At 58.0% G+C, this 25,461-nt stretch carries 27 protein-coding genes and 6 pseudogenes; 18 read left to right on the forward strand and 15 right to left on the reverse strand.

Going from position 1 to position 25,461, the window contains the following annotated elements:
- Genes C8N45_RS06720 through C8N45_RS06740 form a run of 5 tightly spaced genes read left to right on the forward strand, consistent with a single transcriptional unit; the run spans position 1 to position 5,840 of the window.
- A complete protein-coding gene (locus C8N45_RS06720; RefSeq protein ID WP_108385456.1) occupies positions 1 to 1,035 on the forward strand; it encodes an ABC transporter permease in 1,035 nt (344 codons plus the stop codon).
- On the forward strand, positions 1,032 to 1,910 hold the full coding sequence (locus C8N45_RS06725; RefSeq protein WP_108385457.1) for an ABC transporter permease: 879 nt from the start codon (positions 1,032 to 1,034) through the stop codon (positions 1,908 to 1,910). The genes C8N45_RS06720 and C8N45_RS06725 overlap by 4 nt, the downstream gene beginning before the upstream one ends.
- A gap of 3 nt (positions 1,911 to 1,913) precedes the next feature.
- Positions 1,914 to 3,608 carry a dipeptide ABC transporter ATP-binding protein gene (locus tag C8N45_RS06730; RefSeq protein ID WP_108385458.1) on the forward strand — a complete coding sequence of 565 codons (1,695 nt, stop codon included), beginning with the start codon at positions 1,914 to 1,916 and terminating at the stop codon, positions 3,606 to 3,608.
- Positions 3,568 to 5,370, forward strand: coding sequence for an allophanate hydrolase (atzF, locus tag C8N45_RS06735; RefSeq protein WP_108385459.1), 1,803 nt, complete (start codon positions 3,568 to 3,570; stop codon positions 5,368 to 5,370). The genes C8N45_RS06730 and atzF overlap by 41 nt, the downstream gene beginning before the upstream one ends.
- Entirely contained in the window at positions 5,367 to 5,840 is a 474-nt protein-coding gene (locus C8N45_RS06740) for a RidA family protein (protein WP_108385460.1), read from the forward strand. The genes atzF and C8N45_RS06740 overlap by 4 nt, the downstream gene beginning before the upstream one ends.
- Here the strand turns inward: C8N45_RS06740 and C8N45_RS06745 are convergent.
- From C8N45_RS06745 to C8N45_RS06770, 5 genes are all read right to left on the reverse strand, one after another.
- The gene (locus C8N45_RS06745) at positions 5,830 to 7,011 is read right to left on the reverse strand and encodes an amidase (RefSeq protein ID WP_108385461.1); all 1,182 of its coding nucleotides are present in this window, start codon (positions 7,009 to 7,011) and stop codon (positions 5,830 to 5,832) included. The genes C8N45_RS06740 and C8N45_RS06745 overlap by 11 nt on opposite strands.
- Positions 7,008 to 7,631 carry a nitrile hydratase subunit alpha gene (locus tag C8N45_RS06750; RefSeq protein ID WP_108385759.1) on the reverse strand — a complete coding sequence of 208 codons (624 nt, stop codon included), beginning with the start codon at positions 7,629 to 7,631 and terminating at the stop codon, positions 7,008 to 7,010. Before C8N45_RS06750 ends, C8N45_RS06745 begins: the two co-directional genes overlap by 4 nt.
- Positions 7,631 to 7,924, reverse strand: coding sequence for an SH3-like domain-containing protein (locus tag C8N45_RS23885; RefSeq protein ID WP_108385462.1), 294 nt, complete (start codon positions 7,922 to 7,924; stop codon positions 7,631 to 7,633). The genes C8N45_RS06750 and C8N45_RS23885 overlap by 1 nt, the downstream gene beginning before the upstream one ends.
- Entirely contained in the window at positions 7,921 to 8,262 is a 342-nt protein-coding gene (locus tag C8N45_RS23890) for an SH3-like domain-containing protein (RefSeq protein ID WP_108385463.1), read from the reverse strand. The genes C8N45_RS23885 and C8N45_RS23890 overlap by 4 nt, the downstream gene beginning before the upstream one ends.
- Positions 8,263 to 8,784: 522 nt before the next feature.
- On the reverse strand, positions 8,785 to 9,084 hold the full coding sequence (locus C8N45_RS06770; RefSeq protein ID WP_211095454.1) for a cyclophilin-like fold protein: 300 nt from the start codon (positions 9,082 to 9,084) through the stop codon (positions 8,785 to 8,787).
- A 334-nt stretch (positions 9,085 to 9,418) separates the two neighbouring features.
- Here C8N45_RS06770 and C8N45_RS06775 point away from each other — a divergent pair, with 334 nt between their 5' ends.
- A complete protein-coding gene (locus C8N45_RS06775; protein WP_211095455.1) occupies positions 9,419 to 9,619 on the forward strand; it encodes an NAD(P)-binding domain-containing protein in 201 nt (66 codons plus the stop codon).
- An 18-nt stretch (positions 9,620 to 9,637) separates the two neighbouring features.
- Positions 9,638 to 10,033 (forward strand): (R)-mandelonitrile lyase, encoded by a 396-nt coding sequence (locus C8N45_RS06780; protein WP_108385465.1) that lies wholly within the window; start codon positions 9,638 to 9,640, stop codon positions 10,031 to 10,033.
- Positions 10,034 to 10,617: 584 nt separating this feature from the next.
- On the opposite strand, the pseudogene C8N45_RS24210 reads toward C8N45_RS06780, so the two are convergent.
- Positions 10,618 to 10,782 (reverse strand): annotated as a pseudogene (locus C8N45_RS24210) (IS6 family transposase); the annotation flags it as partial.
- Between the two features lie 139 nt (positions 10,783 to 10,921).
- Between C8N45_RS24210 and C8N45_RS06785 the strand changes: the two are divergent.
- From C8N45_RS06785 to C8N45_RS23555, 10 genes and pseudogenes are all read left to right on the forward strand, one after another.
- Entirely contained in the window at positions 10,922 to 11,920 is a 999-nt protein-coding gene (locus C8N45_RS06785) for an AraC family transcriptional regulator (RefSeq protein WP_108385466.1), read from the forward strand.
- 118 nt (positions 11,921 to 12,038) lie between these two features.
- Entirely contained in the window at positions 12,039 to 12,866 is an 828-nt protein-coding gene (locus tag C8N45_RS06790; RefSeq protein ID WP_108385467.1) for an NmrA family NAD(P)-binding protein, read from the forward strand.
- 65 nt (positions 12,867 to 12,931) lie between these two features.
- Positions 12,932 to 13,441: an anthrone oxygenase family protein gene (locus C8N45_RS06795; RefSeq protein WP_108385468.1), complete on the forward strand. Its 510-nt coding sequence runs from the start codon at positions 12,932 to 12,934 to the stop codon at positions 13,439 to 13,441.
- A 103-nt stretch (positions 13,442 to 13,544) separates the two neighbouring features.
- Positions 13,545 to 13,919 carry a hypothetical protein gene (locus C8N45_RS06800; RefSeq protein WP_108385469.1) on the forward strand — a complete coding sequence of 125 codons (375 nt, stop codon included), beginning with the start codon at positions 13,545 to 13,547 and terminating at the stop codon, positions 13,917 to 13,919.
- 251 nt (positions 13,920 to 14,170) lie between these two features.
- On the forward strand, positions 14,171 to 15,196 hold the full coding sequence (locus tag C8N45_RS06805) for an AraC family transcriptional regulator (protein WP_108385470.1): 1,026 nt from the start codon (positions 14,171 to 14,173) through the stop codon (positions 15,194 to 15,196).
- Between the two features lie 106 nt (positions 15,197 to 15,302).
- Positions 15,303 to 15,665, forward strand: a complete 363-nt coding sequence (locus C8N45_RS06810) for a glycine zipper family protein (protein WP_108385471.1) — start codon at positions 15,303 to 15,305, stop codon at positions 15,663 to 15,665.
- Between the two features lie 10 nt (positions 15,666 to 15,675).
- A complete protein-coding gene (locus C8N45_RS06815; protein WP_114427816.1) occupies positions 15,676 to 15,888 on the forward strand; it encodes a hypothetical protein in 213 nt (70 codons plus the stop codon).
- Between the two features lie 15 nt (positions 15,889 to 15,903).
- Positions 15,904 to 16,797, forward strand: a complete 894-nt coding sequence (locus C8N45_RS06820) for an SDR family oxidoreductase (protein WP_108385473.1) — start codon at positions 15,904 to 15,906, stop codon at positions 16,795 to 16,797.
- On the forward strand, positions 16,794 to 17,474 hold the full coding sequence (locus C8N45_RS06825; protein ID WP_108385474.1) for a hypothetical protein: 681 nt from the start codon (positions 16,794 to 16,796) through the stop codon (positions 17,472 to 17,474). Before C8N45_RS06820 ends, C8N45_RS06825 begins: the two co-directional genes overlap by 4 nt.
- Before the next feature lie 251 nt (positions 17,475 to 17,725).
- Positions 17,726 to 17,863, forward strand: a pseudogene (locus C8N45_RS23555) (ArdC family protein); the annotation flags it as partial.
- Positions 17,864 to 17,958: 95 nt separating this feature from the next.
- Here C8N45_RS23555 and C8N45_RS06835 read toward each other — a convergent pair.
- The 8 genes and pseudogenes from C8N45_RS06835 to C8N45_RS22980 form a co-directional block, all read right to left on the reverse strand.
- Positions 17,959 to 18,498 carry a GNAT family N-acetyltransferase gene (locus C8N45_RS06835; protein ID WP_108385760.1) on the reverse strand — a complete coding sequence of 180 codons (540 nt, stop codon included), beginning with the start codon at positions 18,496 to 18,498 and terminating at the stop codon, positions 17,959 to 17,961.
- Between the two features lie 66 nt (positions 18,499 to 18,564).
- Positions 18,565 to 19,734 (reverse strand): methyltransferase domain-containing protein, encoded by a 1,170-nt coding sequence (locus tag C8N45_RS06840; protein ID WP_108385475.1) that lies wholly within the window; start codon positions 19,732 to 19,734, stop codon positions 18,565 to 18,567.
- 319 nt (positions 19,735 to 20,053) lie between these two features.
- Positions 20,054 to 20,158: a DUF2474 family protein gene (locus tag C8N45_RS22975; RefSeq protein WP_114427817.1), complete on the reverse strand. Its 105-nt coding sequence runs from the start codon at positions 20,156 to 20,158 to the stop codon at positions 20,054 to 20,056.
- Positions 20,158 to 21,164, reverse strand: a pseudogene (gene cydB / locus C8N45_RS06845) (cytochrome d ubiquinol oxidase subunit II). Before cydB ends, C8N45_RS22975 begins: the two are co-directional and overlap by 1 nt.
- Positions 21,154 to 21,360: pseudogene (locus C8N45_RS06850) on the reverse strand (hypothetical protein); the annotation flags it as partial. The pseudogenes cydB and C8N45_RS06850, both read right to left, overlap by 11 nt.
- Positions 21,361 to 21,443: 83 nt before the next feature.
- Positions 21,444 to 21,571: pseudogene (locus C8N45_RS23565) on the reverse strand (ATP-binding protein); the annotation flags it as partial.
- 1 nt (position 21,572) lies between these two features.
- Positions 21,573 to 22,028 carry an ankyrin repeat domain-containing protein gene (locus C8N45_RS06855; protein WP_168769418.1) on the reverse strand — a complete coding sequence of 152 codons (456 nt, stop codon included), beginning with the start codon at positions 22,026 to 22,028 and terminating at the stop codon, positions 21,573 to 21,575.
- 409 nt (positions 22,029 to 22,437) lie between these two features.
- Positions 22,438 to 23,208 carry a hypothetical protein gene (locus tag C8N45_RS22980; protein ID WP_133175951.1) on the reverse strand — a complete coding sequence of 257 codons (771 nt, stop codon included), beginning with the start codon at positions 23,206 to 23,208 and terminating at the stop codon, positions 22,438 to 22,440.
- 488 nt (positions 23,209 to 23,696) lie between these two features.
- Here C8N45_RS22980 and C8N45_RS06865 point away from each other — a divergent pair.
- Positions 23,697 to 23,911, forward strand: a pseudogene (locus tag C8N45_RS06865) (DDE-type integrase/transposase/recombinase); the annotation flags it as partial.
- A 172-nt stretch (positions 23,912 to 24,083) separates the two neighbouring features.
- On the opposite strand, the gene C8N45_RS06870 reads toward C8N45_RS06865, so the two are convergent.
- Positions 24,084 to 25,283 carry an ROK family transcriptional regulator gene (locus C8N45_RS06870; RefSeq protein WP_108385477.1) on the reverse strand — a complete coding sequence of 400 codons (1,200 nt, stop codon included), beginning with the start codon at positions 25,281 to 25,283 and terminating at the stop codon, positions 24,084 to 24,086.
- Positions 25,284 to 25,461 lie beyond the last annotated feature (178 nt).

Raw genomic sequence — 25,461 nt, forward strand, 5'->3', positions numbered from 1 at the left:
ATGGCCAAAACCTTCCCCCGGCTGCGCGCAATTGGCTGGCGTGTGGCACAGGCCGTACCTGTAGTGGTCGGTGTCGTGGTGATCAGCTTTCTGTTGACACGCGCGCTGCCGGGGGATCCTGCCGTCTATTTTGCGGGGGTCGCAGCGGATGAAGCCTCAATCGCGGAAACCCGTATGGCGATGGGGCTGGATAAGCCGTTGCCGATGCAGTTCTTCCACTATGTAGGCGACCTGCTGCAAGGTGATCTGGGCCAGTCCCTCACGAGCGGACGGCCCGTCTCCACTGATTTGGCCAATCGGTTGCCGGCGTCACTGGAACTGACGCTCACTGCATTGATCCTGGCCATTGTGATCGCGGTCCCCCTTGGCGTGCTGGCAGCAACGCGTCCGGGCACCTGGGTCGATCACCTATGCCGTATCGTTGTGACAGCGGGTGTATCCTTGCCAACGTTCTTTACCGGCATCTTGTTAATTTACATCTTCTATTACCTTCTGGGCTGGGCGCCATCGCCCTTGGGGCGGCTGGACTTCATCTATCTTTCCCCTGATCACGTCACAGGTTTTTACCTGATCGACGCAGCCTTGATGGGCGATTGGGAAACCTGGTGGGGGGCGGCGAAACAGTTGATTCTCCCCGCGACGACCTTGGCCCTGTTCACCCTTGCACCCATCGCACGGATGACGCGTGCCGCGATGCTGACCGCCCTGTCATCGGATTTCATCCGCACGGCAAAAGCGGCAGGCCTGTCCAATCGCGCCGTGCTGTATCGTTATGCATTTCGAAATGCTCTGCTGCCCGTCGTCACGACGCTGGGCATGGTGTTTTCCTTTGCGCTTGGGGCCAATGTTCTGGTGGAAAAAGTCTTTGCGTGGCCCGGGATCGGTTCATACGCGGTCGAGGCGCTGGTGGTCTCGGATTACGCAGCCGTGCAGGGGTTCGTATTGGCTATGGCGCTGTTGTTCGTCGCGCTCAATCTGATGATCGATCTGCTTTACACGGCCATCGACCCACGCATCGGGTTTGAAGCGAAATGACTGATACAACGCCCACCGACCTGCCGCGCCAAAAGGGCCAAATGGGCCATATCATCTATGTGCTGCGGGCCAACCCGGTGACGCTGATCGCGTTCGGGATGTTCGCATTCCTTATCCTTTCGGCGGTCTTTGGACCCGCGCTGGTGCCTTATGATCCGCTGGCAACCAATGCAAGCAACGCCTTGCAACCGCCATCATGGGCGCATTGGTTCGGCACTGACCAGATCGGACGCGATGTGTTCAGCCGGGTGATCGTGGCAACACGGCTGGACCTGACAATTTCGGTGGCGGCCGTCACAATTTCCTTTGTTGTTGGTTCGGTCTTGGGCTGCATCGCAGGCTATTGGGGCGGATGGCTGGATATCATCCTGAACCGATGCCTGGACACAATCATGGCCTTTCCCCTGTTTGTACTGGCGATGGGAATCGTGGCGGCCCTTGGCAATACGGTCGAAAATATCATCTACGCCACCGCCATCATCAACATGCCCTTCTATGCCCGGCTGGTCCGGGCAGAGGTCAACATCCGCCGCGATGCAGGCTTTGTCCGCGCGGCCAAACTGGCAGGCAGCTCCGACGTCCGGGTGTTGGCCACGCAAATTTTCCCCAACGCGCTACCGCCCATGATGGTGCAAGTCTCGTTGAACCTCGGTTGGGCGATCCTGAACGCAGCGGGGCTGTCCTTCATCGGGCTTGGTGTCAGCCCACCCACCGCCGAATGGGGGATCATGGTCGCGGAAGGTGCAAATTTCATCGTCTCGGGTGAATGGTGGCTGGCCCTGTTTCCCGGCTTATGGCTGATGTTTGCTGTCTTCACCTTCAACCTTCTGGGCGACGGGCTGCGTGACATCGTTGACCCGCGTAAGAGGACCTGAGTGATGCTTACCGTCAAAGACCTCAGCGTCATGTTTCAGACCCGGCGCGGCGCAGTTGACGCGGTGCGTGGCATCAGCTTCGAGGTGTCCAAGGGTGAAATCCTTGGTATTGTGGGCGAAAGCGGGTCGGGAAAATCCGTCACATCCTACGCCTTGATGCGAATCCTCGATATAGGCGGAACGATCAAAGCGGGCGAGGCTACATATTCTGGCGTCGACCTGCGCCGTGCGGCAGAACGGGACATGCGCGACATTCGCGGGCGCGAGATTTCGATGATCTTTCAAAATCCCCGCGCCGCACTCAACCCGATCCGCAAGGTTGGCCATCAAATCGAGGATGTGTTGCGCCAACATGCCCAAGCCACCCGCTACGACGCCCGCCGAAAGGCCATCGCAGCGATGGAGGCGGTCAAGATCAACGATGCTGCGAACCGCTATGATGCCTATCCGTTCGAATTGTCAGGCGGCATGTGTCAGCGCATCGTGTGCGCCATTGCTCTGGCCTGCAACCCGCGCCTGCTGATCGCAGATGAACCCACGACGGGTCTTGATATCACGACGCAAAAAGCGGTTATGGATCTGGTCCGTGACCTGATCCGTGAACGCAATATGAGCAGCATCTTAATCACTCATGATCTGGGACTTGCCGCGCAATATTGTGACCGGTTGCTGGTGATGAAAGACGGGCGAATTGTTGAACAAGGCGACCCGACACAGATATTCAGCCAACCGCAGCACTCTTATAGCCGTAAACTGGTCGACGCGACGCCGCGCACAGGGGCGTCGGTGCGCGATCTTCTGCCGAAAGATATGCGCGCCGCGGCACCTGTGTTGAATCCATCAAGCGCGCCTATCCTGGAGGTCCGCAATCTGGTCAAGACATATGCTGGCAAATCGGGTCCGGTCCAAGCGGTCAAAGGTATTTCTTTCAAGATCAATCGCGGACAGTGCGTCGGATTGGTTGGCGAAAGCGGATGTGGGAAATCCACCACGTCCGAGATGCTGGTACGCTTGATGGATGCCACCGCAGGCCAGATCGTATTTGATGGGGGCGACATCGCCAAAATCCCTGCCCGTGCCTTTGCAAAGGACCCACGCCGCGCAGATATCCAGATGGTGTTTCAGGATGCCACCGACAGTTTGAACCCCCGGTATACCGCGCGCCAGACGATCGCTGAGCCTTTGCGCCGTCTGGGCAAGATGCGCGGGCGCGCGCGGTCGGCACGAATAGAAGAACTGGCAGGATTGGTAGGCTTGCCGCTTTCGTTACTTGACCGGTTTCCGCATCAATTGTCCGGCGGCCAAAAAGCCCGTGTGGGGATTGCGCGCGCCGTGGCGCTTGAGCCAAAGTTCCTCATTCTTGATGAACCAACTGCCGCGCTTGATGTTTCTATCCAGGCGCTGGTGTTGAACCTGCTGGTGGATTTACGCGCCAAGCTGGGCCTGAGTTATCTTTTTGTCAGCCACGACCTACACGTTGTGCGGCTGCTTTGCGATCATGTGATCGTCATGAAAGATGGGCAAATCGTCGAACAAGGCCCAGCCCAGCAGATCATGGTCAACCCGCAAGATGACTACACCAAATCACTGATCGCAGCGGCCCCGAAGCCGCCTGAACGCGCGATAGAAATACCAAGACCTGAACTGGAGAAGACTCATGTTGAGCAAACTGCCATTCACGATAAACGCGCTTCATGATGCCTATGCAGCAGGCGCCAGCCCTGTTGATGTGATTGACGAAATCTTTGCCCGGCTTGAAGCGGTGAATGATCCCGGAATTTTCATCCACCTTTGCGCGCGCGAAAGCCTGCGTGCCGAAGCTGCTGTTTTGGGAAAATACGACCCGGACAAGCCGCTCTGGGGTATTCCTTACGCGGTCAAGGACAACATTGATGTGTCCGGGATTGAAACGACTGCTGCTTGTCCGGCCTATGCCTATATGCCGGACGAAGACGCGTTTCTGATCGCCAAACTGCGCGCAGCAGGTGCCCTGATGATTGGCAAGACCAATCTTGATCAGTTTGCCACCGGCCTTGTGGGCGTGCGCACCCCCTACGGCGCGCCCTTGAACGCCATCGACCCTGAAATCGTGCCCGGTGGATCGTCGGGTGGATCAGGCGTGGTTGTTGGCCATGGCATTGTCAGCTTTGCACTGGGGACAGATACCGCCGGTTCGGGCCGTGTACCGGCTGCACTGAACAACATCGTTGGATTGAAACCCACTTTGGGCGCATTATCAGCAAGCGGGGTCGTGCCCGCATGCCGGACGACCGAAACTGTTTCGATCTTTGCGCTGACAGTAGACGATGCCTATGCTGCCTTCGCTATTGCACGGGGCTTTGATGCGGCAGATGCATATTCCAAGCCCATGACGCATGAACCTCTGTCAGCGCCTCAAATGCCACTGCGCGTGGGCATCCCTGATCCGGCCTCGATCAAGTTCTTTGGCGATACTGTGCAAAAGGCAACATTTGAACGCGATATCGCGGATTTGGCCGCGCGCGGCGCGATCATCGAGCCGATTGATTTTGAACCACTTTATGCAATTGCAGAGATGCTTTACCAAGGCGCATGGGTGGCGGAACGTTATACCGTCATCGCGGACCTTTTGGCAAAAGACCCTGAAGCCATCCACCCGGTCACCCGCAAAATCATCACCCATGCTGAAAGCATGTCTGCGGCGGATGCGTTCAACGGGTTTTACCGACTGGCCGAACTGAAACGCGCCGCTGAACCCATGCTTGCACGGCTTGATCTGCTTTGCGTGCCAACCATACCGACTTTCTACACCGTAGCTGATCTGGATGCAGACCCGGTTACGCCTAATTCTAACAACGGGACTTACACGAACTTCGTTAACCTGCTTGATATGTGCGGGGTTGCGGTGCCCACAGCGCCCCGCAGTGATGGGCGACCGGGGAGCGTTACCTTGTTGGCAGGCGCGGGCAAAGACGCATTGGTTGCCGCTGTTGCCCGTGACTTTGAAAAAGACTGCCCACGTATGATGGGGGCGACCCGGCATCCGGCCCCCAGCCCTACACCGTTGCCGCTGGCTGTTCCGGACACGATTGAACTGGCGGTTTGTGGTGCGCATATGTCGGATCTGCCGCTGAATTGGCAGCTTACGGATCTTGGCGGTGTATTTGTGCGCAAGGCAAGAACGACGAGCGACTATAAATTCTATGCCCTTGCCGGTGGTCCGCCAGCGCGACCGGGTCTGGTGAAAACAGGCGACGCCGGGGCGGCCATCGCACTTGAAATCTGGTCCTTGCCCAAAACCGCATTTGGGACGTTCATGGCGGGTATTCCGGCCCCATTGGGGATCGGCACCGTTTCGCTATCTGATGGATCAAGCGTGAAAGGGTTTCTGTGCGAGGCAAGCGGGCTGGATGGTGCCACTGACATCACGGCTTTGGGAGACTGGCGCAGCTTTTTGGCGCAGGACGCCGTGCCCGCATGACATCGCAGGTCGAACAAAGGCTTGCGGCGCTGGGTTTGGCGCTGCCGCCCGACTGGACACCGCGCGGGCAATTTCTGCCGTTTCGCAAGGACGGGAACACTGTCTATCTGTCGGGCCAGATATGCGAATGGGCAGGCGCCGTCACACATGCAGGCCCGGTTGCCGATACGCCTGAAGGCATCCAATCGGGGCGCGAGGCCGCGCAAATATGTGCTTTGAACTTGCTTTATCGTCTGCGTGAAGCCTGCCATGGCGATCTGGACCGTGTCGATGTGGTTCTGCGGCTTGGTGGGTTCGTGAATTGCCAATCTGGCTTTGGTGCAAGCCCGGCTGTGATCAATGGGGCCACAGAGCTCTTCATCGCCCTTTTCGGCGCAAGCGGCTGGCACGCCCGCACCGCCGTTGGTGTACCCGGGCTGCCTGGCAATGCCTCGGTCGAGGTGGATGCCATTGTGCGACTTAAAGATTAGGGGCAGATATTGGCGGTGCGTGCGGTTCCAGCGTTGCCGCCACCTCCAGCAGCCACCTATCCTGCCCTGGACGGGCGGCCAGCATCACCGATGCAGGTCTTTGCAGCTGATCCATCCCCCATGGCAGGCAAACAAGCGGTCCCCCAAAGACGGTCCAGGGGGTCAGCCAATCCTGGTATCCGGTGGTATCACCGATCAAAGGGGCACCTTCCGGCACTGGCAGGGTCAACATGATGTTGTGGTCGGACATCCGATCCCAAAACGCCTGTCTTTCGGTCTTCAGAAGGTTCCGGGCGTCGGAAAAATCTGAGGGGGTGATATCCCGCCCAAATTCCAATCCCGCTTTGAATTTGGGCCGCAATAGCGGGGCCCGACTATCAGACAACATGGCACCATGCGCGGCAAATGCCTCTGCACACATGACCTGACGGTGCGCTGTCACGATGCTGGCTACAGGTGCAATAAGCGGACGTCGGTCCACCTGCGCGCCGATGTACGACAACGCATTTGCCGCCTGTGCCAAAGCCCCGCGCCATTTTTCCCCGACCGGAACATCGGTTTCCCACAGACCACTGATTGCCTTGATCTGCATCTGGTCTGACGGCGGGTGATCGGGGACTATCAGATCAAAAGCCCTGCGCACTGTGGTGATATCCCGACCGATGATCCCAAGCGTATCAAAACTGGGCGCAAGCGGCGTCATGCCCGCCGTCGGCACAAGCCCGTAAGTTGGCTTGAAGCCCACAACACCACAATAGGCGGCTGGTCTGCATAATGACCCTGCCGTTTGCGTAGCAAGTGCAATATCTACAACGCCTGCGGCAACAGCAGCGCCTGACCCGCTGCTGGATCCACCCGGTGACCGGCGCAGGTCATGTGGGTTGCGGCATGGTGTAGGGTCGGTAAATGCGAATTCGGTCGTGGTGGTCTTGCCAACAATGGTTGCCCCATGCGCGCGCAGGCGCGCCACGACAGGCGCATCAGTCAGTGCAGGAGGCACATCAGCACATGCATCGCTGCCGTTGCGGGTCGGCAACCCTTCGGCGTCGATGATATCCTTCACGCCAACGCGTATGCCAGCCAGCAGCCCGGTCCCGCCGTTTGTATTAGACAAAGTTACAAAGGCATGAATGTGTTTGTCCCATATTTGCAGGTTGGTTTGGTTGTTCATGCGACCTCTCGTGCGACCCCGATCAAATGGTCGCGCGAGATCGAAGCCTCGAGCTCTTGGACCGACCGCCGCGCGACATCGGCTGGTGGCTGGGGTAAAACGAGGTATCGCATGTCTGCATTGCTATCATGCACATCCAACTGCACATCGTGCGGCAAACTCAGCCCGAATTCAGCAAGCACCCGGCGCGGTTCCCGCACGGACCGGGCACGATATGCTTTTGAAATATACCATGATGGTGGCTGACCAAGGATAGAGCGAGGATAGCAAGAACATAAGGTGCAGGTGATCAGATTATGCAACTGGTCGGTATTCTCGACAACGATGATCCGGGCCTCTGTGACGGGGATATCCAGCTCCTGAACGGCTGCACGCCCATCTTTCAGCAAGCGGCGCTTATAGGCGGGGTCCGTCCAGGCCCTGGCCACAACCTGTGCCCCAAGGTGGATGCCAGGGCTTTCCAGCTTTGCGATTGCGCCCGTCACTTCCGTCGCCGTCAGCAATCCCTTGCTGATCAAGACCTCTTGCAAGGCATCGACGATAATCTGGGCCTCTATATTACCTGCATCATCCTCAATCACGAGCGCTTCGTGTTCTTCGTGATGGTGATCATGGGGCATCATAAGTCTCCTGCTGCCGGTGCGAGCCAATGGTCGTAGATTTCAATGATCAATCGATCTTGGGCGGGGTGGTCTTCGTCAGGCCAAAGCCGGGTCTGGGCGAAGGCAACGCGGTACAGATCGATCGCTCTGGAACCCGTGTTTCCGACTGCAAGGTCTTCCGGGTTCAAATAGGTGCCGCAATACCCCACAATTTCACCGGTCTGGTGCCGGATATAATGCGGTATGCGGACATGGCCCCGTTTACCAAGCGCCAGAACAGTCACGATATCGCCTGCCGAAAAACGTGTCATTTGGCATCATTGGCCTCAACCCACCGGGCGCGAACCACCTCAATAGCCGTCTCCAGTTCTTCGGGGGATATGATGCCCTTTTCAACAAGGATATCTGTCATCGCCTGAAGCCTGCGACGGTAAAAGGACAGTGTGTTGTACTTCTCTAGCCCAAAGCTCTCGAAGCCACGCCTGACTTCGTCCAACGACACAATCCTGCGGGTGCCGTCGCCCAACAATCCACGAATGGCCTCAACCTGCTTTTCCCAATGCAGCCAGGGCAACTCAACCTTTGGTATTTCACCCGCCTGGTCACCGCCCACATCGTGGTAACCTCTCGGGCCCTTCGCATCTTCCATAGCGTTCTCCTGATCCCGACAGAATGTGTGGTCCAACCTTGTCCCGCAAATGCTATTTTTGCATCTCACCGATGCGATTTACGAAGCATGTCCCGACCCGCCATTTCTTTCTGTGCCGATGGGCCTGACTGCCAATGCGACGTTCATCTCGGCACTGTCAAAATCCGTGCGCCGCCAGATCGCGGGGCTGATAACCCCGGACCAGATTGCCCCCAAGCCGCTGTTGAACGCCCGAAAGAAACCAAGCCCAACGCCAAAAACGATGGTTGGTGTGACAAAAGGCAATGATCGAATTCGCCAAAGCGTTCGTCCAGACAGGTTTGGGCACAAAGAACTCTTTGAACCGGACGAATGTTGGACCCTGCGCCGGAAAACATGCTGCGCCCGAAATTCAGCGCAGCACCGCATACCACGATGATCGGCAAAGCCTGCCCCCTAGGTTTCGATTTCAACGCATTTCAGTCAGACAATTTGATACGAACCGGAATCGCGCCGTCCCTGATGAGCGGATCAATCGGATCATCAAATGCATCCAGCCGGACAAGCCCGCGCAATCTTTGAAATGGTTTGTAGAAGATCGGCAAGTTGCCCCAAGGGAGCGTAACGCGTGATGTCACCGACTTCGGGCTTGTAGCTTTCCGGAGCACCCGAAGTATCGAGACTGCGAGGCAGGTCCGCCACCTTTTCGATTCCGTGAAAGTCGGTCAGCTTCAGATCAAGAGGCAGCAGTTCGGCAAAGTCCTGGCCTGCCATCGTATCGTCAAGCGTCGCAGAAAGTTGCGCGTCTGCGATAATGAAGTTGATACTGGTCATAGCTTCCATTCTCCTTTCCTGTTCTCCGGATCCGGGCGATACCGCTCCGGACATGAGAAACGCAACGGCGAGAAAAGCGAACGGGGCTTCGTGGTGAAACTTGATCGCACTCTCATCTCCCAATACCGGAAAATATACAGTGAGTCGCTTTACCGGAGGGTAAGACTCTGCAGGGATGGGCCCTAGGTTCAGGAGCCATTCATCCTGCGCCGTTAGCGTAGATTTCATGAAATATCAGTGATTTGCGCTGCGCAGGCCTAGTTTTTCTAAGGACGACGCAGGCCGCTGAGTTGATGTGAAATCGACGTCCTGCGGGTTTGCCGAGGGTTGTGCCCCTTCGCACATGCTTGTCAATGGTGACGACGCCGATGCCAAGGATGCCGTTGGAGTTACGATCCGGGACATTGGCTTTGAGCCGCTCGCGGCCGGTGGCCTCTGTACGGCCCGGTTCGTTGAACCCTTCGCCATGGTGACCGCCAAACTTGCCTATGGCCAGCCCGGTGGCCCGGCACTAACCTATAGCTTTGAGAAACTGCATTGCTGAAGGAAAGGGAAAGAATTCATGAAGATCATGAAAGGCGGGACAGCTCCGTCAAGCCCGGGCCCCACGGACTGGTTTACAGGCACTGTCCGCATCGACCCACTGCTTCAGGCAGAAGAGCCCGGGCGCGTCGCAGGTGCCCATGTCACGTTCGAACCGGGTGCCCGCACGGCCTGGCACATGCACCCCGCGGGTCAGACGCTGATTGTCACCTTCGGGCGCGGCCTCGTGCAATGCGAGGGCGGACCAATCAAAGAAATCTCCCAAGGCGATGTCGTCTGGTTCCCCGCAGACGAAAAACACTGGCACGGGGCAACTCCCGACACGGCGATGAGCCATATCGCTATTCAGGAGAGCATCGACGGCAGTGCGGTAACATGGATGGAGAAGGTCACGGACGCCCAGTATCAGGCCTGATCTTTGCCCGGCACGCAAAACGCGCGCCGGAACGACGCAAAGTAACCGAACCGTCAGCTGGTTGCTTTTCCTAATGCCTCCAAGGCGTCGGAAAGATCCGATTTTCGACCCCGTATTAAGCGCGCAATACCCAAATAGAGCAGATGACTTGCGCGTTACGGCGATGTCGGGGCCATTTGAGGGGTGGCCCGCGCGTTCAAGACAAAGGTTTCGATGTAGCCAACTTCTTTGCCTGACAATGCCCGTTGCAACCACCGGGTTTTGCCCGCTCCCGACCATATTTAGATTGCGTTCATAGTCCAACTTCGATTGCGGGGACACATTTTGGCATCGTCAACTTATTGGATCTTGCGGAAAATGAGCGGCAGAGCCCTGGTCAGGCGACCATACTCATAGACGGCCCATTATAGCCAATATGGGAGCGGTCCGATCTCCGCCGCTGCCCGGCATAAATGCCGTACCGGGCAGATGTTCCAGCTTCTCACAGAAACTGTTCAATTCATAAGACAAGAGGAATATTTTCCCGACGTCGCGTCGGTCGATGCGAGCCTTCGGAGCTGTTGTTTGCCCCCTTATGTCTGCGCAGGCCGATCCCGCCGGATGGACGCGGCAAACTTTGCACCAAATTTATCAACGCACTTCCAGATCGTTTCTTAGCTCGCGATGATGCCGCGCGCCGCAAGTTGATCCTCGATATCGCGCAGGCTCATGGGAAACCGAAAACAGGACCAGACCGCATAGGCAATGATATCAGGCGCGAAACGGTGGCCTTTGAAGGCGCCGGAATGTTTGGCTGTTTCATGGCACGCGAAACTGCTTCTTCGTTTTCAGGACAAGACACTGATTGTAGCACTTGGATCATATTTCTCATCAGATTAAACTGGTTTCATGGGGCAGGTTACTTCTCTCTTCGCGCGAAAGGTCGTCGGTGGCGCTGGCGATGTCATTGATGCGAGCGCCGTACTCGCATTCGTTGGGTTGGACGTGGACGGGCCGTGGGACCCAAAAGTCATGCTGGAGGAAGATGACTTCTACGGCATGATTGAATTGATCGCAGAGCAAATGGATGTGACGTCATTGGCCTTGATCGTCGGCGATGCGATGCGGCCAGATGAATACGGGGCCCTTGGCCTTGCCTGGAAAGCCGCGCCAAATCTCCTTGGTTCCTTTTCTCGCGTGGAACGGTATTGGCGCCTTTGGACCAGCTTCACACGCTATGAGTTGGAACGGACCAACGAAGGTGTATTATTCATAGAGCAACGCAAAGGTGCGCGACGCCTTGGAATGCGGATTTCGATAGAGGCCGATCTGGCCAGTGGTGTCTCGCTCAGTCGGCAGGTTTCGCCGAGGCCATTTTCTCCGTTGGCGGTCTATTTCAAGCATGACGCGCCTAAAACGACCAAGCATCATGAGGCTTATTTTGGCTGCCCGGTTCACTTTGGGGCAGACAAGGATGCGATGCTTATGTCCCATCAGTCTCTTTCAGAGCCCAATGTGCTTGGGGATGAGGGGATCACCCGGTTTCTTGTCTCGCACCTCGATCAGGAGCTTGCGCAGATTGACGACGCCCCCGCTTTGCAAACGCAGACCAAAGGCGAAATCGCGCGCGCGTTGAGCGAAGGCCTGCCCAAGATGGGGGACATCGCGCGCAGGTTGGGGCTTAGCGCCCGGTCTCTTCACCGGCGCCTCGCCGAACAGGGTCTCAGTTTTCAGACCCTCACCGAGGAGACGCGCCGCGAGATTGCCACAGCCATGCTGCAAGAAGAACGCTACGCGCTGTCCGAGATCGCGTTCCTCACCGGGTATTCAGAGCAAAGCGCCTTCAACCGTGCCTTTAAGCGGTGGATGGGCGTGACACCGGCGACCTATCGGAAGTCTCCCAAGTAAAATTCCCCCGACCTGTGACATTGGCAGCAGATGTTAAAACCGTGGCAAGCGCGGTCAATACCTGGGTCCCTTGGTTTTTCTAATCCTTGGTCATCAACTTGAACCAAGGAGACTGAAAATGACTGACCAACCTATCCTCATTATCGGCGCCACCGGCAAAACCGGGTCGCGGGTCGCCAGCAAACTCGAAGCCAAAGGCGTCGCAGTGCGTCGCGGCGCACGGCGGTCCGAGACACCCTTCGATTGGGACGACCCAAGCACTTGGGCTCCCGTCCTCACCGGCGTTTCAAAAGCCTATGTGACCTATTTCCCCGATCTCGCCTTCCCCGGCGCAGTAGAAAAGCTCGAAGCCTTCACCAAGGTGGCCGTGGACACAGGGCTAAAGCATATTGTGCTGCTCTCGGGCCGCGGCGAGCATTTTGCCAGCATGGGCGAAGAGGTCGTCCGCAATTCAGGCCTGCCCTTCACCATCGTGCGGGCAGCGTGGTTTGCGCAGAACTTTAGCGAAGGCTACCTGCGCGACCCGATCCTGGGGGGCGTGCTGCCGATGCCGGGTGGTGATATGCCTGAGCCGATCATTGATATCGACGATATCGCCGACGTGGTGGTCGCTGCCCTGACCGAAGAGGGGCATCTGGGCGAGCGCTATGAAGTCACTGGCCCGCGCCTGATGACCTTTGCTGAGATGGCAGAAGTGCTGTCCACGACGCTAGGCCGCCATATCCAGCATGTCCCGATCACGTTTGAAGACTTTCACGCCAATGTCGCAGCCTCTGGCGGTGACTTCGTGGCCGAGGTCTTTACGCAGATCGCGCGGGAAACGCTGGATGGCCGCAACGCATACACAGCGGACGGGGTAGAGCGCGCCTTGGGCCGCAAGCCGCGCGACTTCGCCGCGTTCGCACAGACCGCGATGGCCGCAGGCGCATGGTCTGCCGCCGCCTAACCCTCACAACAGGCGGCAGGAGACACCGCTTTTCTGCCGCATCACCCTCATCAGGAGACCCGACAATGTCGATAGCTTTCTTCTTCCTCTTCCAATTCGCAATTCTCGCCTATGCTCTTTTGGGCGGCGTTTTCCTTGCCTTTTCGGACTTCATCATGCGGTCCCTCGCAATGACGGGTGGCCATGGCGGCATCGAGGCCATGCAGGTCATAAACCGCGAGGTCTTTCGCTGGGTGTTCATGGCGCTGTTTCTGGGCATGGCAGCAGCTTCATTGATCGTCGCGGGCTATGGCGCCTTTGGTCTCTCCGGCCCCGCGGGAACGCTGGTTATGATGGCCGGACTGGTCTATCTTGTCGGCTGCTTCGGTGTCACCGTTTTCTTCAACGTGCCAATGAACGAGGCACTGGCGGGCATGGATATCTCATCGGGCACCACGCGCGACTACTGGGCGCAGACCTATGTCCCCCGGTGGACCTTCTGGAATTCCGTCCGGACGACCGCCTGCGCCGCGTCGGCTGCGCTGCTTCTCTTTGGGCTTCTGTGGATGACACAGAGCCAAACACAGTCGGCGTGAGGCGCGTTTGCAGCAGAGCGCTGCGCATCACGAACGCACCGCGCCTGAAGCCGGGAAATCCGTTTTCCCGGCTTCAGATGTGGATTGAAAGGGCGGCGCGTGAATGGATATGATGGCTTACATGGTTTATTTCGTTTGCGTTGTGATCCTTGGGGTGATCGGTTTTCAGGTCGCCTTGATAGTCGGGGCCCCTTGGGGGCGGCTGACCCAAGGGGGGCAGGTGGACGGGGCCTTGCCCCTGTCCGGCAGGATCATTGCGGCGCTCTCAATCGCGATCCTTGCGGCAATCGCTTTGGCACTGCTTTCGGCTGATGGCTATTGGCCGTATTGGCCGCGTTGGACAGCATGGCCGGCTGTGGCCGTCATCTTCGTTTCAACTGTCCTGAACTGGATCACGCCGTCTGTTGCAGAACGTAAGCTCTGGGGGCCAATCATGACCGTGATACTGTGCCTCACAATTGCAATCGTATGGCTATAACCTCCGAACCCTTCACTGCCCGATGAAGTCCGTGCGCCCCTTCGACAAGGCGGCACTCAGATGGTCGATCAAAAGCCGCGACACGGCGCAAGATAACGCCTGATCGGCCAAATCGTGGGACCTCATCGTCAGGTCGGTTCATTGTTTGGATATCGGGTCCGAAATGGAGCGCTGTCTTCATCCGCCCTGGTTGATTAAAACCCGGATCAGGACGTATTCTGTCATGAGATGACCGGATTGAGGCGACAATCGTGACCGAACAGACAATGGCAGCAGGTTTTGCTGCGGCATTTGCGGACTATGCCTGCGACCGAGGTGCAAACCGTGATGCCTTGCTGGCCGACAGCGGCCTGACAGATGATGTTCTGTCAGATCAGGACAATCGCATTCCAGTGGCGGCGTATCAGGCGCTTATAGGGGCTGCGATCCGGCAAACGGGCGATACCGCGTTGCTGCTGCGGCACACGCTGGAGTCGCGACTGGAGACTATGTCGGTTGTTGGCCAGATCGTTCATACCTCGGCGTCGCTCGGTCACTCAATCGCGCAGTTGAACCGCTATTTGCACCTGATGGCCGATGTGAACCTGCCAGCGGGCACCGACCGGTTTGCGCTTCTTCACACGGATGCTGGTCTTTGGATCGTCGATCATCTGGTTGTTCCACATGATGCGTATATGGGCATTGAGGGGGCGTTCGCGCGGTTCATCAGCGAATTCCGCAGGTCATTTCCGGGTGCAACATTCGAGATCGGGATGGAGGTCACCTACCCGCCGCCGCCGCATGCGGACCAGTACCCTGACCTATTTCGCGTGCCGGTGCAGTTCAATGCCAACCGCAATGCGCTTCAGATTGATCCGGTCTGGGACAGCCCGGACACCCAGTTCGAGCCGGGAAACGAATATGCATTCGGCATTTTCACCCGCCACGCTGATAAGATGCTGGCAAAGCTGCGGGCCGATACATCCATCCGTGCGCAGATTGAAGCCCAGATTCTGCCCAAACTGCACGAAGGAACGATCTCGATGGACAAGGTGGCCAAGGATACCGCGATGAGCCGCCAGACCTTGTATCGTCGGTTGAAGGATGAAGGGATTACTTTCGCTGAAATCCACGATGACCTGCGTCAGCGCATGGCCATGGAATATCTGGGTGGACAAAAGGTCACAGTGAACGAAACCGCCTATCTTCTGGGGTTTTCCGAAGCCTCCTCTTTCGTTCGCGCCTTCAAGCGGTGGACAGGGCTCAGCCCCACTGCCTACCTCAATCAGGCAGCCTGACGACACTCTGTTACGAAGTGTCAATTCGTTGATGCCTGCGGTCATGCCGTGACCGCGGACGACTGGCTATCTGCTGTCTCGACATCGAAACGAGAAAGGTCAGACAATGAAAACGCAACTTGTAATTTCCACTGCCGGGGTGGTCCTGATAGCGGCCTGTGCCGATAGCGGTGCAAACTACCAGCCGATCCTTGATGGTACGCCGACCCCTGCCTATCAGGCTGACTTGGCTGCTTGTCAGGCGCTGGCCCACGACCAAAACCAGTTCGATCAGGAAACGCTGGGGGCGACTGTTCTGGGCGCGGGCGCTGGTGCAGCATTGGGTGCAGCCGAAAGTGGCGACGCATTGGGCGGTGCCCTTGCAGGCGCGCTGGCCGGCGGTATCGCGAGTGCCGTGGACGTCAGCGAACGGCGAGAGTCCATTGTTGTTGAATGCCTGCGTGGTCGCGGCCACCGGGTCGTTGGTTGAGGTCCGGACGATGACTGACATCCCCTGCATTCGTGCCCGCCGGTTTCACGGGCTTTACGCTTTGCTCACCGGTGACGCGCGTACAAAACCGCGCGGCCACCACGATATCCCTGATCATCTGTCGCAAGACCTGGGCTTGCCGGAAGCGACGCGGCGCGACCGGCCCATAAGTCATCTGGGTCTATGCATTCACCCGGTCAGGCCGCAACTGCTGCCCTTTTAAGGAAAGATATACGCCATGAAACGTGTCTTTATCGCCGGTGCGACCGGCTATCTCGGGCGCTACCTTTGCGCGGAATATCAGCGCCGCGGATGGTATGTGATCGCACTTGTCCGCAAGACGACCCAGGCCGTCCCTATCGCGGCTGACCAACTGGTTGAGGCGCAGGCCACTGTGCCTGCTACCCTCAAAGGGGCGATGGCCGGAGCCGATCTGGTCGTCTCTTGCCTTGGTATCACGCGGCAAGCGGAAGGGCTGGGTTATTGGGATGTCGACTATCAGGCCAACCTTAACCTGCTGCGCGAAGCGGAACAGGCGGGGGTCGGCCGGTTCGCCTATATCCACGTGCTGAGAGCAAAAGATTTGAGCCGCGTGCCCATGGTCGCCGCCAAATCCGCCTTTGTGGCCGAACTGCAGCGCAGTCCGGTTCCCGCCACGATTGTCGCACCCACCGGGTACTTCTCTGATATGGGTGACTTCCTGACGATGGCGCTATCCGGACGGGTCTGGTTGTTCGGCGATGGCAGCAAACAGATCAATCCCATTCACGGGGCAGATCTGGCGGCCGCCACCGCAGATGCGGCAGAGACGGGGATTGAGTGGCTTGATATCGGCGGTCCTGATGCCTTTACCCACAAGCAATTGGCGGAGCTGGCGTTTTCCAGTCTTGGAAAACCCCCGCGCCTGACCTTTTTGCCGGATGTCGTTCGACGCACTGTACTGCGACTTCTGCCCTGTCTCAGGCCACGCCGCATCAACGGGCCTGCCCGCTTTTTTCTCAGCGCCCTGGCCCTCGACATGGTCGGCAGGCGCCACGGCACACATCATCTGCAAGACTACTTTCAGGACAGCCTTGCCGCCGCCAAGGCGGCGCGTGTACTCCAGCACCCAACCGAAAGGAAAGAATCATGACGATCCAACGTATTGGCGGGCTCGCCGCCCTCACTTGCGCAGGCACCTATGTCTTTGGCTTTGTTCTGCTTGTCACTGTAATGGCGGAATTGGGGTACGGTACAAACGCGATTGACGCGGCCGCCGCGGTTCGCTTCAGCGCCGAAAACCAGGCCATCATGATTACCTGGAACACGGTCATCTATATCGTCAATGCGCTTGCGCTGGCCCTGCTGGTCGTCGCACTGGCAAACCGGTTGAAGTCCACGTCACCGGAATGGGGCAGCGTTACACTGGTGTTCGGGGTGATCTGGACGACGCTTGTGCTGGGGGCGGGGATGATCGCCAATGTGGCCACAGAACGAGCGGTTGTTCTGGCCCAAAGCGATTTCGACGTGGCGGTGCAGACCTGGGAGACCTTGCATGCGGTTGAGCTTGGCCTCGGCGGCGGGAATGAAATAGCCGGAGGGGTCTGGATACTGTGCGTCAGCCTTGCGGGCCTGCTGCACCGCGCCTTTGGCAAGATCGTTATCGGACTTGGGTTGCTGACCGGGCTGGGCGGATTGCTGACGATCCTGCCCCCGCTGGGGGATGTTGCTGGCGCTATTTTTGGCCTTGGCGCCATCGTGTGGTTCATCGCGATTGGTCTTGCGCTCCTTTTCAAACGTGATGCGGCAGCGGCGCACGCTGTGGCCTAGGGTAAGGACCCATTATCCGGCATCATCAGCTTGTTGAGATATTTCACTTGCAAGACTTCGATCAGCCCGCCCCAACGCTGCATCGCCAATCAAGGGTTTTGCCTTTAAACTGAGGCATCAGATAAAGAAGAAATGCCCACCACGTACGAACGTCGCAATGCGTTTCCCGAAAAGCTGTGAGAACGGTTCTTCGCGAAACGCTGTGAGCATCAGTCCACCGCAACTGGGCTCAAAGAATTTACGACGCGACCACGGCCCATACGCTTGAGATGAACGCCGTCTGGCTTTACAACTGGCTGCGCCTTCTGCGTTCCGTAAAGTAAGCGATTTTTATCCACGCGGCGGACGCGCAACGCGCTTGTGAGTATTTGATTGCGCGCTCCGGGGCGGTCAGCCAGAGCAGGGGGACGGTGCCAAGGCTGCTGGACTGTTTTCCTACACTGCCGGAAGCATCAAATAGCGTCAGGCTGACAGGCTGCCGAAGTTACCAATAAGCCGGATCGTCAAAGGCTCCAACGCACCGAACCGGTCCCCTTAAAGGCACGAGAGGTCCCTTGGTCAGGGACTGGCCCAGCCAGCCTTCGGGGTGCTGCAAATTGTGGGGCGCAGGAACTTCGGTTTCCGTGACCGGCTTGAACCCAAGCCGCCCATAGAAGGCTGGATCGCCATAGGTCACGGCGATGTCCACCCCTTCCTTTCGAAGCGTATCCAGACCGTAGGCGATCAATTTCTGTCCAATCCCCTTGCCCTGCCATGTCGTGGCGACCGCCACCGGGGCGAGCATGAAGACCGTACGTGTCTCGTTCTCGAAGGTCAGCCGGGTAAACAGGATGCCGCCGACGAGCGCACCGTCTTCCCAAGCGGTGAAGACCCGGAGGTCCGCGGCATGCGTTTCAGCCAAGAGGCGGCGGGTGAGGTCACCGATCAGCGCGCCCTCTTCCGCCCCTTCCGAGGCGGTGAAGGTTGCTGTGAAGAGATCCGCGATCGCCTCGGCGTGGGCGCTATGGTCCGTTGAATAGTCCATCGTCATGTCTCCGTCTGCAGGGGCTGTTTGCCATGCTGTGGTTGAAAAATCGGATCGCGCTGCGGATCAGGGCTTCTGCAGCACGAACATCTCGAAACTCACGATCCCGTCGCAGGTGTGGTAGGTCGCGAGTTCCGCGCGCAGATCGTTGAGCACTCGGCTACCTGTCAACCGCTCCTCCATCTCCGCGACGCGGGCCTCCAGCGGGCGGTAATAGGTGTCCATCGCCTCCCGCCCCATGTCGAAATGCCCGATTACGCGGTAGCCCGCGCGTTTCGCCTGCGCGAGCCGGACGGGAACGCGGGTCATGGCCGGGTATTCCGAGGCCCAGAAGGCGCGCAACTCGTCCGAGGGGTCATTGATACGCCAGACCATCTCGGAGAACACCAGCACGCCACCGGGGCGCAGGAGGGGCCGCCAGTCCCGCAACGCACGCTCGATACCGATGATATACGCGCTGCCCTCGGCCCAGATCACATCCCATGGATCATCCGGCACGGGCAACTGTGCCATGTCCATGTTATGGACCTCGACCCTGTCGCCTACGCCCTGCGCTGCGATCCGTCCCGTAAGCCGGTCCAGCGCACCCGCATCAGTGTCGGTCGCCACAATCCGCGCAGCGGTCGCGTCAGCCAGCGTCATCGTCGCCATGCCGGGGCCGCAGCCGATCTCGAGGATCGTCTGGGGTGCAAAAGGCACCATGACCAGCGCGCGTCGCGTTGCGGCCTCTGTCGCCGGCCCCCACCGGTCGAGCCTCGAGAACACCTCCATGAAGCCCGCCATGTAATCGTCATGTGCGTTCATGTCCTTTGACAGCCACGCCACCCGCGCGGCCTCCGCGCTTGAAAATCCTTGGGTCATCAGCCAGGCGCGATGCAGGTCGGGCGCGACCCGCTCGACCTCCTCGTGCCAGTCCTTCAGGCTGCCACGCCCCAGAAGTGCGGCGAGCAGATCGCGCGACCGCGTCTTCGCGGCGATCTCGCGCTCCAGCGTGTCAAGCCGCTGGCCCAGCATCTCGCGGTCGAGCTTGCCATCGAGGCAGGCCCGACATTCCTGCAGGCTGAGGCCGCCGGCCTGAAGCTGCTGCATCAGACTCAGGCGCTGCCGATCAACATCAGTGTAGACGCGATAGCCGTTCGCCTGCCGCGCGGCCCTAAGCAGCCCAAGCTTCTCGTAATAGAGCAGCGTCGCGCGTGACAGACCCACGCTCTCCGCCAGTTTCGATATTTGATACATCCGCCGCCTTGCCCACTCACACCGAATTCCGACTGTTGAGATATTCCTAAGGTGTGAAGCTGTAGACGGGTCAAGCATTATTCGGACAGTCTGCCTGTTTTACCCTGCCGGGAGCCTCAAGCGCCTGTCTTGCTGATTTGAACCGGCGGAATATCTTCTCTCATCAAGGGGTGGGCCGATGTGACGCCGCGCTGCGATTGTGCAATGCCATGTGCGATCTGTCATCGACACCAAGGCAAAGCGGCGATAACTGCGCAGCTTGTCCGTCACGACGCCAAGAGGAGCGCACCAACCTTTCTTGCGTTTATGGGTCCTGATCCTAGAGTACCATGGCACGGATCACCGAGGCGACGATGGCCAGCATGGCAACACTTGCGAACCAAAGCCCGATGAACCAGAGCCATTTGCGGACATTCCGGGCCATCAGTGATTGCCCTCGCTCGGATCCATTTTGCCGCGGAACATCCAGCAGGCATAGGCGGTATAGGCAAGGATGATCGGGATCAGGATCACCGTGCCAACAAGTGCAAAGGCAAGGCCGCGATCCGGCGCGGCGGCCTGCCAGATCGTCAGCGAGGGGGGCACCACCATCGGGTAGAAGCTGATACCAATGCCGATAAAGCTGACTACAAAAAAAGCCGAGGGCAGAGAGGAACGGGCGCAGGTCGCTTTGGTCATTCAGCCCTGTGAAAAAGGACCAGACAAGCGCGATCATCGCGAGCGGCACGCTCATCGACCAGAGGCTTCCCGGCAGATTGAACCAGCGTTCGAAATAGACCGGATCCTGAAACGGCGTAAAGATACTCACGGTGCCAATCAGACCAAGGGTCACCGCCCCGGGCCACCAGGCATAGCCGCGCATTTGCATCTGCAAGGCGCATTCGGTTTTCATGACCAGCCAAGCTGCACCCAGCAATGCATAACCAACCACAACAGCAAACCCGGTCAGAACAGAGAAAGGCGTCAGCCAGTCGAACCAGCCACCGGCCTAGGCACGCCCATCAACCTCGATCCCCTGCACCAGCGCGCCCAGGGCGATGCCGTGACACAATGCGGCGACAAATGAGCCGCCGAAAAAGGCTGTGTCCCAGACGGGTTTCCAGCGCTTTGTCCGCCAACGGTATTCAAAGGACACGCCACGAAAGACCAGCGCCAGCAGCATGAGCGTGATTGGCATGTAGAGCGCCGGCATGATGATGGCGTAGGCCAGAGGAAAAACCGCGAAAAGGGCCGCCGCCGCCCAGAACCAGCCACGTCTCGTTCCCGTCCCAGACCGGTGCGGCAGAGTTCATCATCATGTCGCGGTCACGCACGGACTTGCCGAACGGGAAGAGAATGCCAAGACCAAGGTCAAACCCGTCGAGAGCCACATAGGTCAGCACCGCGAAGGCGATCAGACCGGCCCAGATGAAAGCAAGATCAAATTCCATAGTGGGGCTCCTTATTCGCGGGGATGAAGTCAGGGTCGATTTGCGCAGCGGGCGTGATATCCGCCGTGCGGATCGGACCATCGCGTAGGCCAAGGTTGGGTGTAGCAGGCCGTTTGCGCATCATCCGCAGGATATAGAAGGTGCCTGCACCAAAGACCGCGAAACATACCATGATGAAGGCCACCAATGCCGGACCTCTTGACCGCATCCTTCGCGCCGCGCTGGGCGCGGTGCCATAACTCACAAACTGCGCGGTTACATCAAACCAATCCGTCGGCTAACCTTTGCGAGTTGGCGCTGCAATCGCATCAGCTGTTTCTCGTCTCGTGCCTCCATCAACTCATTCACCAGAGCGGCCTCGTGACGCAGGCGACAGGCATACTTTTTTGGCAGGCGGCCAGACCTAGTTCACTGGGCACCAGCATCGGTCAACACCTTGATGACAGCCGTGTTGTTGGACACCACGTTCGCTTCGTGAAGCGGGGTTTGCCCCCAAACATCCTGTGCGTTGACGTCTGCGCCGGCATCGATCAGCGCCACGAAAACCGACGGGTTGTCGTTGATCAGGGCCGCCCAGTGCAAAGGCGTTCTTTGTGCTAGATCGCGCGCGTTGACGTCTGCGCCCACAGCGATCAGCGCTTTGATGACATCAGGGTTTTCGGTGCCCATTGCGGCCAAATGCAACGGCGTCCCTCCATCCCGGTCGACTGCATTCACACTGGCGCCAGTACTGAGACACCCAGCCACGTCTTGGACCGATGCATCCTCGAAAAACTCATAAGTCGTCCAGTTCTGGCAATCAGTCGTTTCTGCGCATGACGTCAAGGCGGCGAGAGCGGTCCCGATGCAAATTATGCGTATCATCTTGGTTCTCCTAAATCTGAGCATCCTATCGCATTGAACGTCAGTACAGCAGCGGCCAGAGCATCCTTGCACACTTGGCTCCGGCGGAATGCGGATGGCGATGCCGATGACCTGATCGGTGTGATCGACGGTAAATCCCTGTTTTGCACTTTCCCCGTTTCCAACCGGATCCCCGCCACCCGAAACGCTGCCATAGTCTTAATACCGGTAGGTTGCTCTAAGGATCACCGAGCGATTCACCAGGGGGCGTCATTTGAAGCGATGCGCCAACGCCGACTGGCCATGCAAAACCGGTATCGGTGGCACCTGCAAAGGTGCGCACCGTTCCCGTGTCGTCAGTCTCGTTTTCGGGGTTCTTGCTTCGGGTCCACGGACCCATTTCATTTCGCGCAAACCCAACCTGATTTGATCAGCCGTGGCCTGCAAGAACAGCAATGCGCACTGCTTCGGCGTCTTCAGCCAGATCTGCTGCATCTTGACCCGTTATCGGGTAGCCCAAAATCGTTGTTACCGCGATGACGGTATCGGATGTGATGGGAAGCGTCTTGTCAGAGGCGACTCCAAGAAAGACCGCCATCAAAATGTCAGCATCGTTGTTCACAGGAAGCTGGCTGTCGCCATCCTCAAGAATGTCCTCCATCAATGCAAGATTCTGAAGAGGAGAATCGTAGATCGTCAGATTGTCCCAATTCAAGCTGAGCTCACTCAGTATGGTGGTGTCGGCATTGTCGAATGGCAGGCTGTAGAACGCTTCCATTGTCGCGGCGTCCCATGTCGAAAGCGCCTCATCGAATGCCCTATCGAGCACCTGATCGGGCGAGCGCACGACGCTCAGACGCCCTAACTCAACTTCGGGAATGCCTTCTTGTGCCCAAAGGGGTCTGCCGCCACCGGTATTGGTGTCAGAAGGACCGCCCGCTTGCGGACCCTGACTGTCAGAAGTTTGATCCGGTCCGCCCTGACCGGCACCAGAACCACCCTGATTGCCTTGGCCAGCTTGCGCACCTCGCCCACCTTGACCTTGGCCGCCTTGATTTCCCTGCCCGCGGGCAGGACCACCCGAGGCCTCTTGCGCCATTGCTGCCATGGACAAGTCAGTGAAGTCACTGGCGACAAATCCGGTCAGCAACACGGCTGCAGTTAGTGCTACAGAAGATCTTAGTGTTTTCATCAAGCGCATAATATTCTCCTTCGCTGTTTTGCTACCAAAGATATCCACGAGAAGAGGACGACCATTTTGATATATGTCAATTTTGAAATGTGAGTTTTGTCGCCAATCGGGACCTGTAATGGTGCTGGGATTTCATCCAATCGGTGAAGCGCTGGACCTCATGAATTTATCTTCTGAGGTAGCCGTCCAGAATTGTGCTGAAATAACAGCTATCCCAGTGCTAAGTTAGCGTTGCTTCAGCCTCTGAAGCTCCATGGTAGGAGCTGGTGGATGTCTTTTTGCTTATGTCCCTTGACGATAGCCGTGAGGACACCGGTCAGATAGAAGGTGAGCCGAAAAACCTGTAGGACCTCGACATAAGCCCCGGCTGTGACCCCCGGGCTCATTCGATGGCGCCATGATTGGCTGAATGTGAAGAGCGTTGGGGGAGTTTAACGCGTCGCGATACCTACAGCTTTTCGGGAAACGCTTTATTGACGATGCAGAGTTGGTGCTGGCTGATCGAAGTTCTGCGAGTGAAATATCTCAACAAGATGATCGCGCAGGACCATCGTTTCATCAAGAAAATTGCCAGCCACACCCAGACATTCAGACCGTTCAATTCTGCGGCAGTCACGCTGGCAGGAATTGAAACTGCCTATATGATCCGGAAAGGCCAGTTCGACCGACCCGCCCGTCCGGTTTCGAGCAATTTGCGGAACTGGTAGGATAAGTGCCCCCAGCAAAGGCCGAATTTCGTTTCGCCTGAAAGTTTGGGGTAGTACGATTCGAAAAGCATGGATTTCGCATCTTCAAACAACAATCCAAAGCCTGCGGGCTGGGTCTGCCGATAGGGGCGGGAATAGCGCCACCATATCTTGCCCGCTCCCTGCAAGACGCGCCGACTATGCCACAGCGACTCCTGCGTTCGTATTTAGCAGATATTGCGAAAGGATCGGCCCACAGGCGGCACCGATTGCACGCGCATTGCCGCCGATGCTGCCCGCTTCGATCCGGGGCGCGATCAGGCCGCGTGTGTCCTGGTTGACGATGTACCGCCGCACCCGTTCCACCAGTTCACTGCGCACGTCGTTTGGAAACGCCCCATCAATGATGATTGCCTCAAAATCGATGACAGCGCATATTGACAGGCTGGCCTTTGCCAATTCCTGTGCGGTCTGACCCAACCATGGATCGACATATCTTGCGATCCCGCTCCAGTCTTGTGGATGACGCCAGATGCGTTCAGGCGCGATGTCGACTTCGCTCAGCCGGGTTTCCAGCAAATGGATCGAGGCCATGTCGATCAGTTGCTTGCTTTCGCCCAGAGGGCTGATGCTGCGTAGCGATCCAAGCGCGCCAGCATTGCCTTTTCGCCCTTCGTAAACGGAATGGTTCAACACGATGCCGCCGCCGACAAAGGCACCCACAAAGAAATACGCATAATCGCGGAATTCCTTGCCCCTTCCAAAGATATGCTCTGCGTGGCAGGCGGCGGTTGCGTCATTCACGATAGAAACGGGTAGCGCGTTGAACTTTGCGATCTCGCAGGGGATGTTGATGTCTTTCCAGCGCATGAAGACGTCGGCATCATCGCCCGTCAGATCGTGCCAGTTCCACATCTCAAACGGAGCGGCGACGCCAATTCCGCAGATGCGCCCCACCTCGGCGGGCGACAGACTGGCCAAAATTTCGGACATGCATGCGGCCAGAAATGCAAACACATCTGCCGGAACGGGATAGGCGTACTTGAACTGGCGCTGCGTGCGGATCGTCCCTTTGAAGTCCATCAGCAAAAGATCGGCAGACCGCCGCCCGATCTTGAGCCCGATCGACAACACACCGCCCGGCGCCAGCATCATCGGTACCGATGGTTTACCCACTTTGCCGCGTGTCGGTTCACCCCTCACGAGTAGTCCGTCAAGTTCGAGTCGCTTGAGGATCGCTGACACCGCAGGCGGCGACAAACCCGCCAGCTTTGCCAGATCGCCACCCGGCATCTGCCCGTGACGCTGCAAGAGCGACAGCAGCAACCGTTCGTTATGATTGCGTACGCCTTTCTGGCTCAGTCCGGCACTGAATGATCTAACGACTGAATTATCCATTCTTGCGCGCATGGAGCTATCCTCCCACACCAGCATACCGACTCTTAATTAATAAAGAAAGTTAATTAATTAATTGACAGCGCCGTGAGAATCGCGTTTTTTGCCCCTACTTTGGTTCGCATTGCGCCGGACGAAATTTGCGGGAAACGCCCGCTATAATTTGACTTTTTGGGAGGAA

The organism is Yoonia sediminilitoris, assembly GCF_003058085.1.
GTDB classification, from domain to species: domain Bacteria; phylum Pseudomonadota; class Alphaproteobacteria; order Rhodobacterales; family Rhodobacteraceae; genus Yoonia; species Yoonia sediminilitoris.

Coding starts and splice junctions, on each gene's coding strand:
- C8N45_RS06730 (WP_108385458.1), top strand. CDS start 1,914: ATGCTTACCGTCAAAGACCTCAGCGTCATGTTTCAGACCCGGCGCGGC.
- C8N45_RS06815 (WP_114427816.1), top strand. CDS start 15,676: ATGACTGACATCCCCTGCATTCGTGCCCGCCGGTTTCACGGGCTTTAC.
- C8N45_RS06840 (WP_108385475.1), bottom strand. CDS start 19,734: ATGTATCAAATATCGAAACTGGCGGAGAGCGTGGGTCTGTCACGCGCG.
- C8N45_RS06855 (WP_168769418.1), bottom strand. CDS start 22,028: ATGATACGCATAATTTGCATCGGGACCGCTCTCGCCGCCTTGACGTCA.
- C8N45_RS06800 (WP_108385469.1), top strand. CDS start 13,545: ATGGATATGATGGCTTACATGGTTTATTTCGTTTGCGTTGTGATCCTT.
- C8N45_RS06745 (WP_108385461.1), bottom strand. CDS start 7,011: ATGAACAACCAAACCAACCTGCAAATATGGGACAAACACATTCATGCC.
- C8N45_RS23890 (WP_108385463.1), bottom strand. CDS start 8,262: ATGGAAGATGCGAAGGGCCCGAGAGGTTACCACGATGTGGGCGGTGAC.
- C8N45_RS06820 (WP_108385473.1), top strand. CDS start 15,904: ATGAAACGTGTCTTTATCGCCGGTGCGACCGGCTATCTCGGGCGCTAC.
- C8N45_RS06725 (WP_108385457.1), top strand. CDS start 1,032: ATGACTGATACAACGCCCACCGACCTGCCGCGCCAAAAGGGCCAAATG.
- C8N45_RS06780 (WP_108385465.1), top strand. CDS start 9,638: ATGAAGATCATGAAAGGCGGGACAGCTCCGTCAAGCCCGGGCCCCACG.
- C8N45_RS06740 (WP_108385460.1), top strand. CDS start 5,367: ATGACATCGCAGGTCGAACAAAGGCTTGCGGCGCTGGGTTTGGCGCTG.
- C8N45_RS06750 (WP_108385759.1), bottom strand. CDS start 7,631: ATGCCCCATGATCACCATCACGAAGAACACGAAGCGCTCGTGATTGAG.
- C8N45_RS06810 (WP_108385471.1), top strand. CDS start 15,303: ATGAAAACGCAACTTGTAATTTCCACTGCCGGGGTGGTCCTGATAGCG.
- C8N45_RS06785 (WP_108385466.1), top strand. CDS start 10,922: ATGGGGCAGGTTACTTCTCTCTTCGCGCGAAAGGTCGTCGGTGGCGCT.
- C8N45_RS23885 (WP_108385462.1), bottom strand. CDS start 7,924: ATGACACGTTTTTCGGCAGGCGATATCGTGACTGTTCTGGCGCTTGGT.
- C8N45_RS22975 (WP_114427817.1), bottom strand. CDS start 20,158: ATGGCCCGGAATGTCCGCAAATGGCTCTGGTTCATCGGGCTTTGGTTC.
- C8N45_RS06790 (WP_108385467.1), top strand. CDS start 12,039: ATGACTGACCAACCTATCCTCATTATCGGCGCCACCGGCAAAACCGGG.
- C8N45_RS06775 (WP_211095455.1), top strand. CDS start 9,419: ATGCTTGTCAATGGTGACGACGCCGATGCCAAGGATGCCGTTGGAGTT.
- C8N45_RS06870 (WP_108385477.1), bottom strand. CDS start 25,283: ATGGATAATTCAGTCGTTAGATCATTCAGTGCCGGACTGAGCCAGAAA.
- C8N45_RS22980 (WP_133175951.1), bottom strand. CDS start 23,208: ATGCGCTTGATGAAAACACTAAGATCTTCTGTAGCACTAACTGCAGCC.
- C8N45_RS06825 (WP_108385474.1), top strand. CDS start 16,794: ATGACGATCCAACGTATTGGCGGGCTCGCCGCCCTCACTTGCGCAGGC.
- C8N45_RS06835 (WP_108385760.1), bottom strand. CDS start 18,498: ATGGACTATTCAACGGACCATAGCGCCCACGCCGAGGCGATCGCGGAT.
- atzF (WP_108385459.1), top strand. CDS start 3,568: ATGTTGAGCAAACTGCCATTCACGATAAACGCGCTTCATGATGCCTAT.
- C8N45_RS06720 (WP_108385456.1), top strand. CDS start 1: ATGGCCAAAACCTTCCCCCGGCTGCGCGCAATTGGCTGGCGTGTGGCA.
- C8N45_RS06795 (WP_108385468.1), top strand. CDS start 12,932: ATGTCGATAGCTTTCTTCTTCCTCTTCCAATTCGCAATTCTCGCCTAT.
- C8N45_RS06770 (WP_211095454.1), bottom strand. CDS start 9,084: ATGGAAGCTATGACCAGTATCAACTTCATTATCGCAGACGCGCAACTT.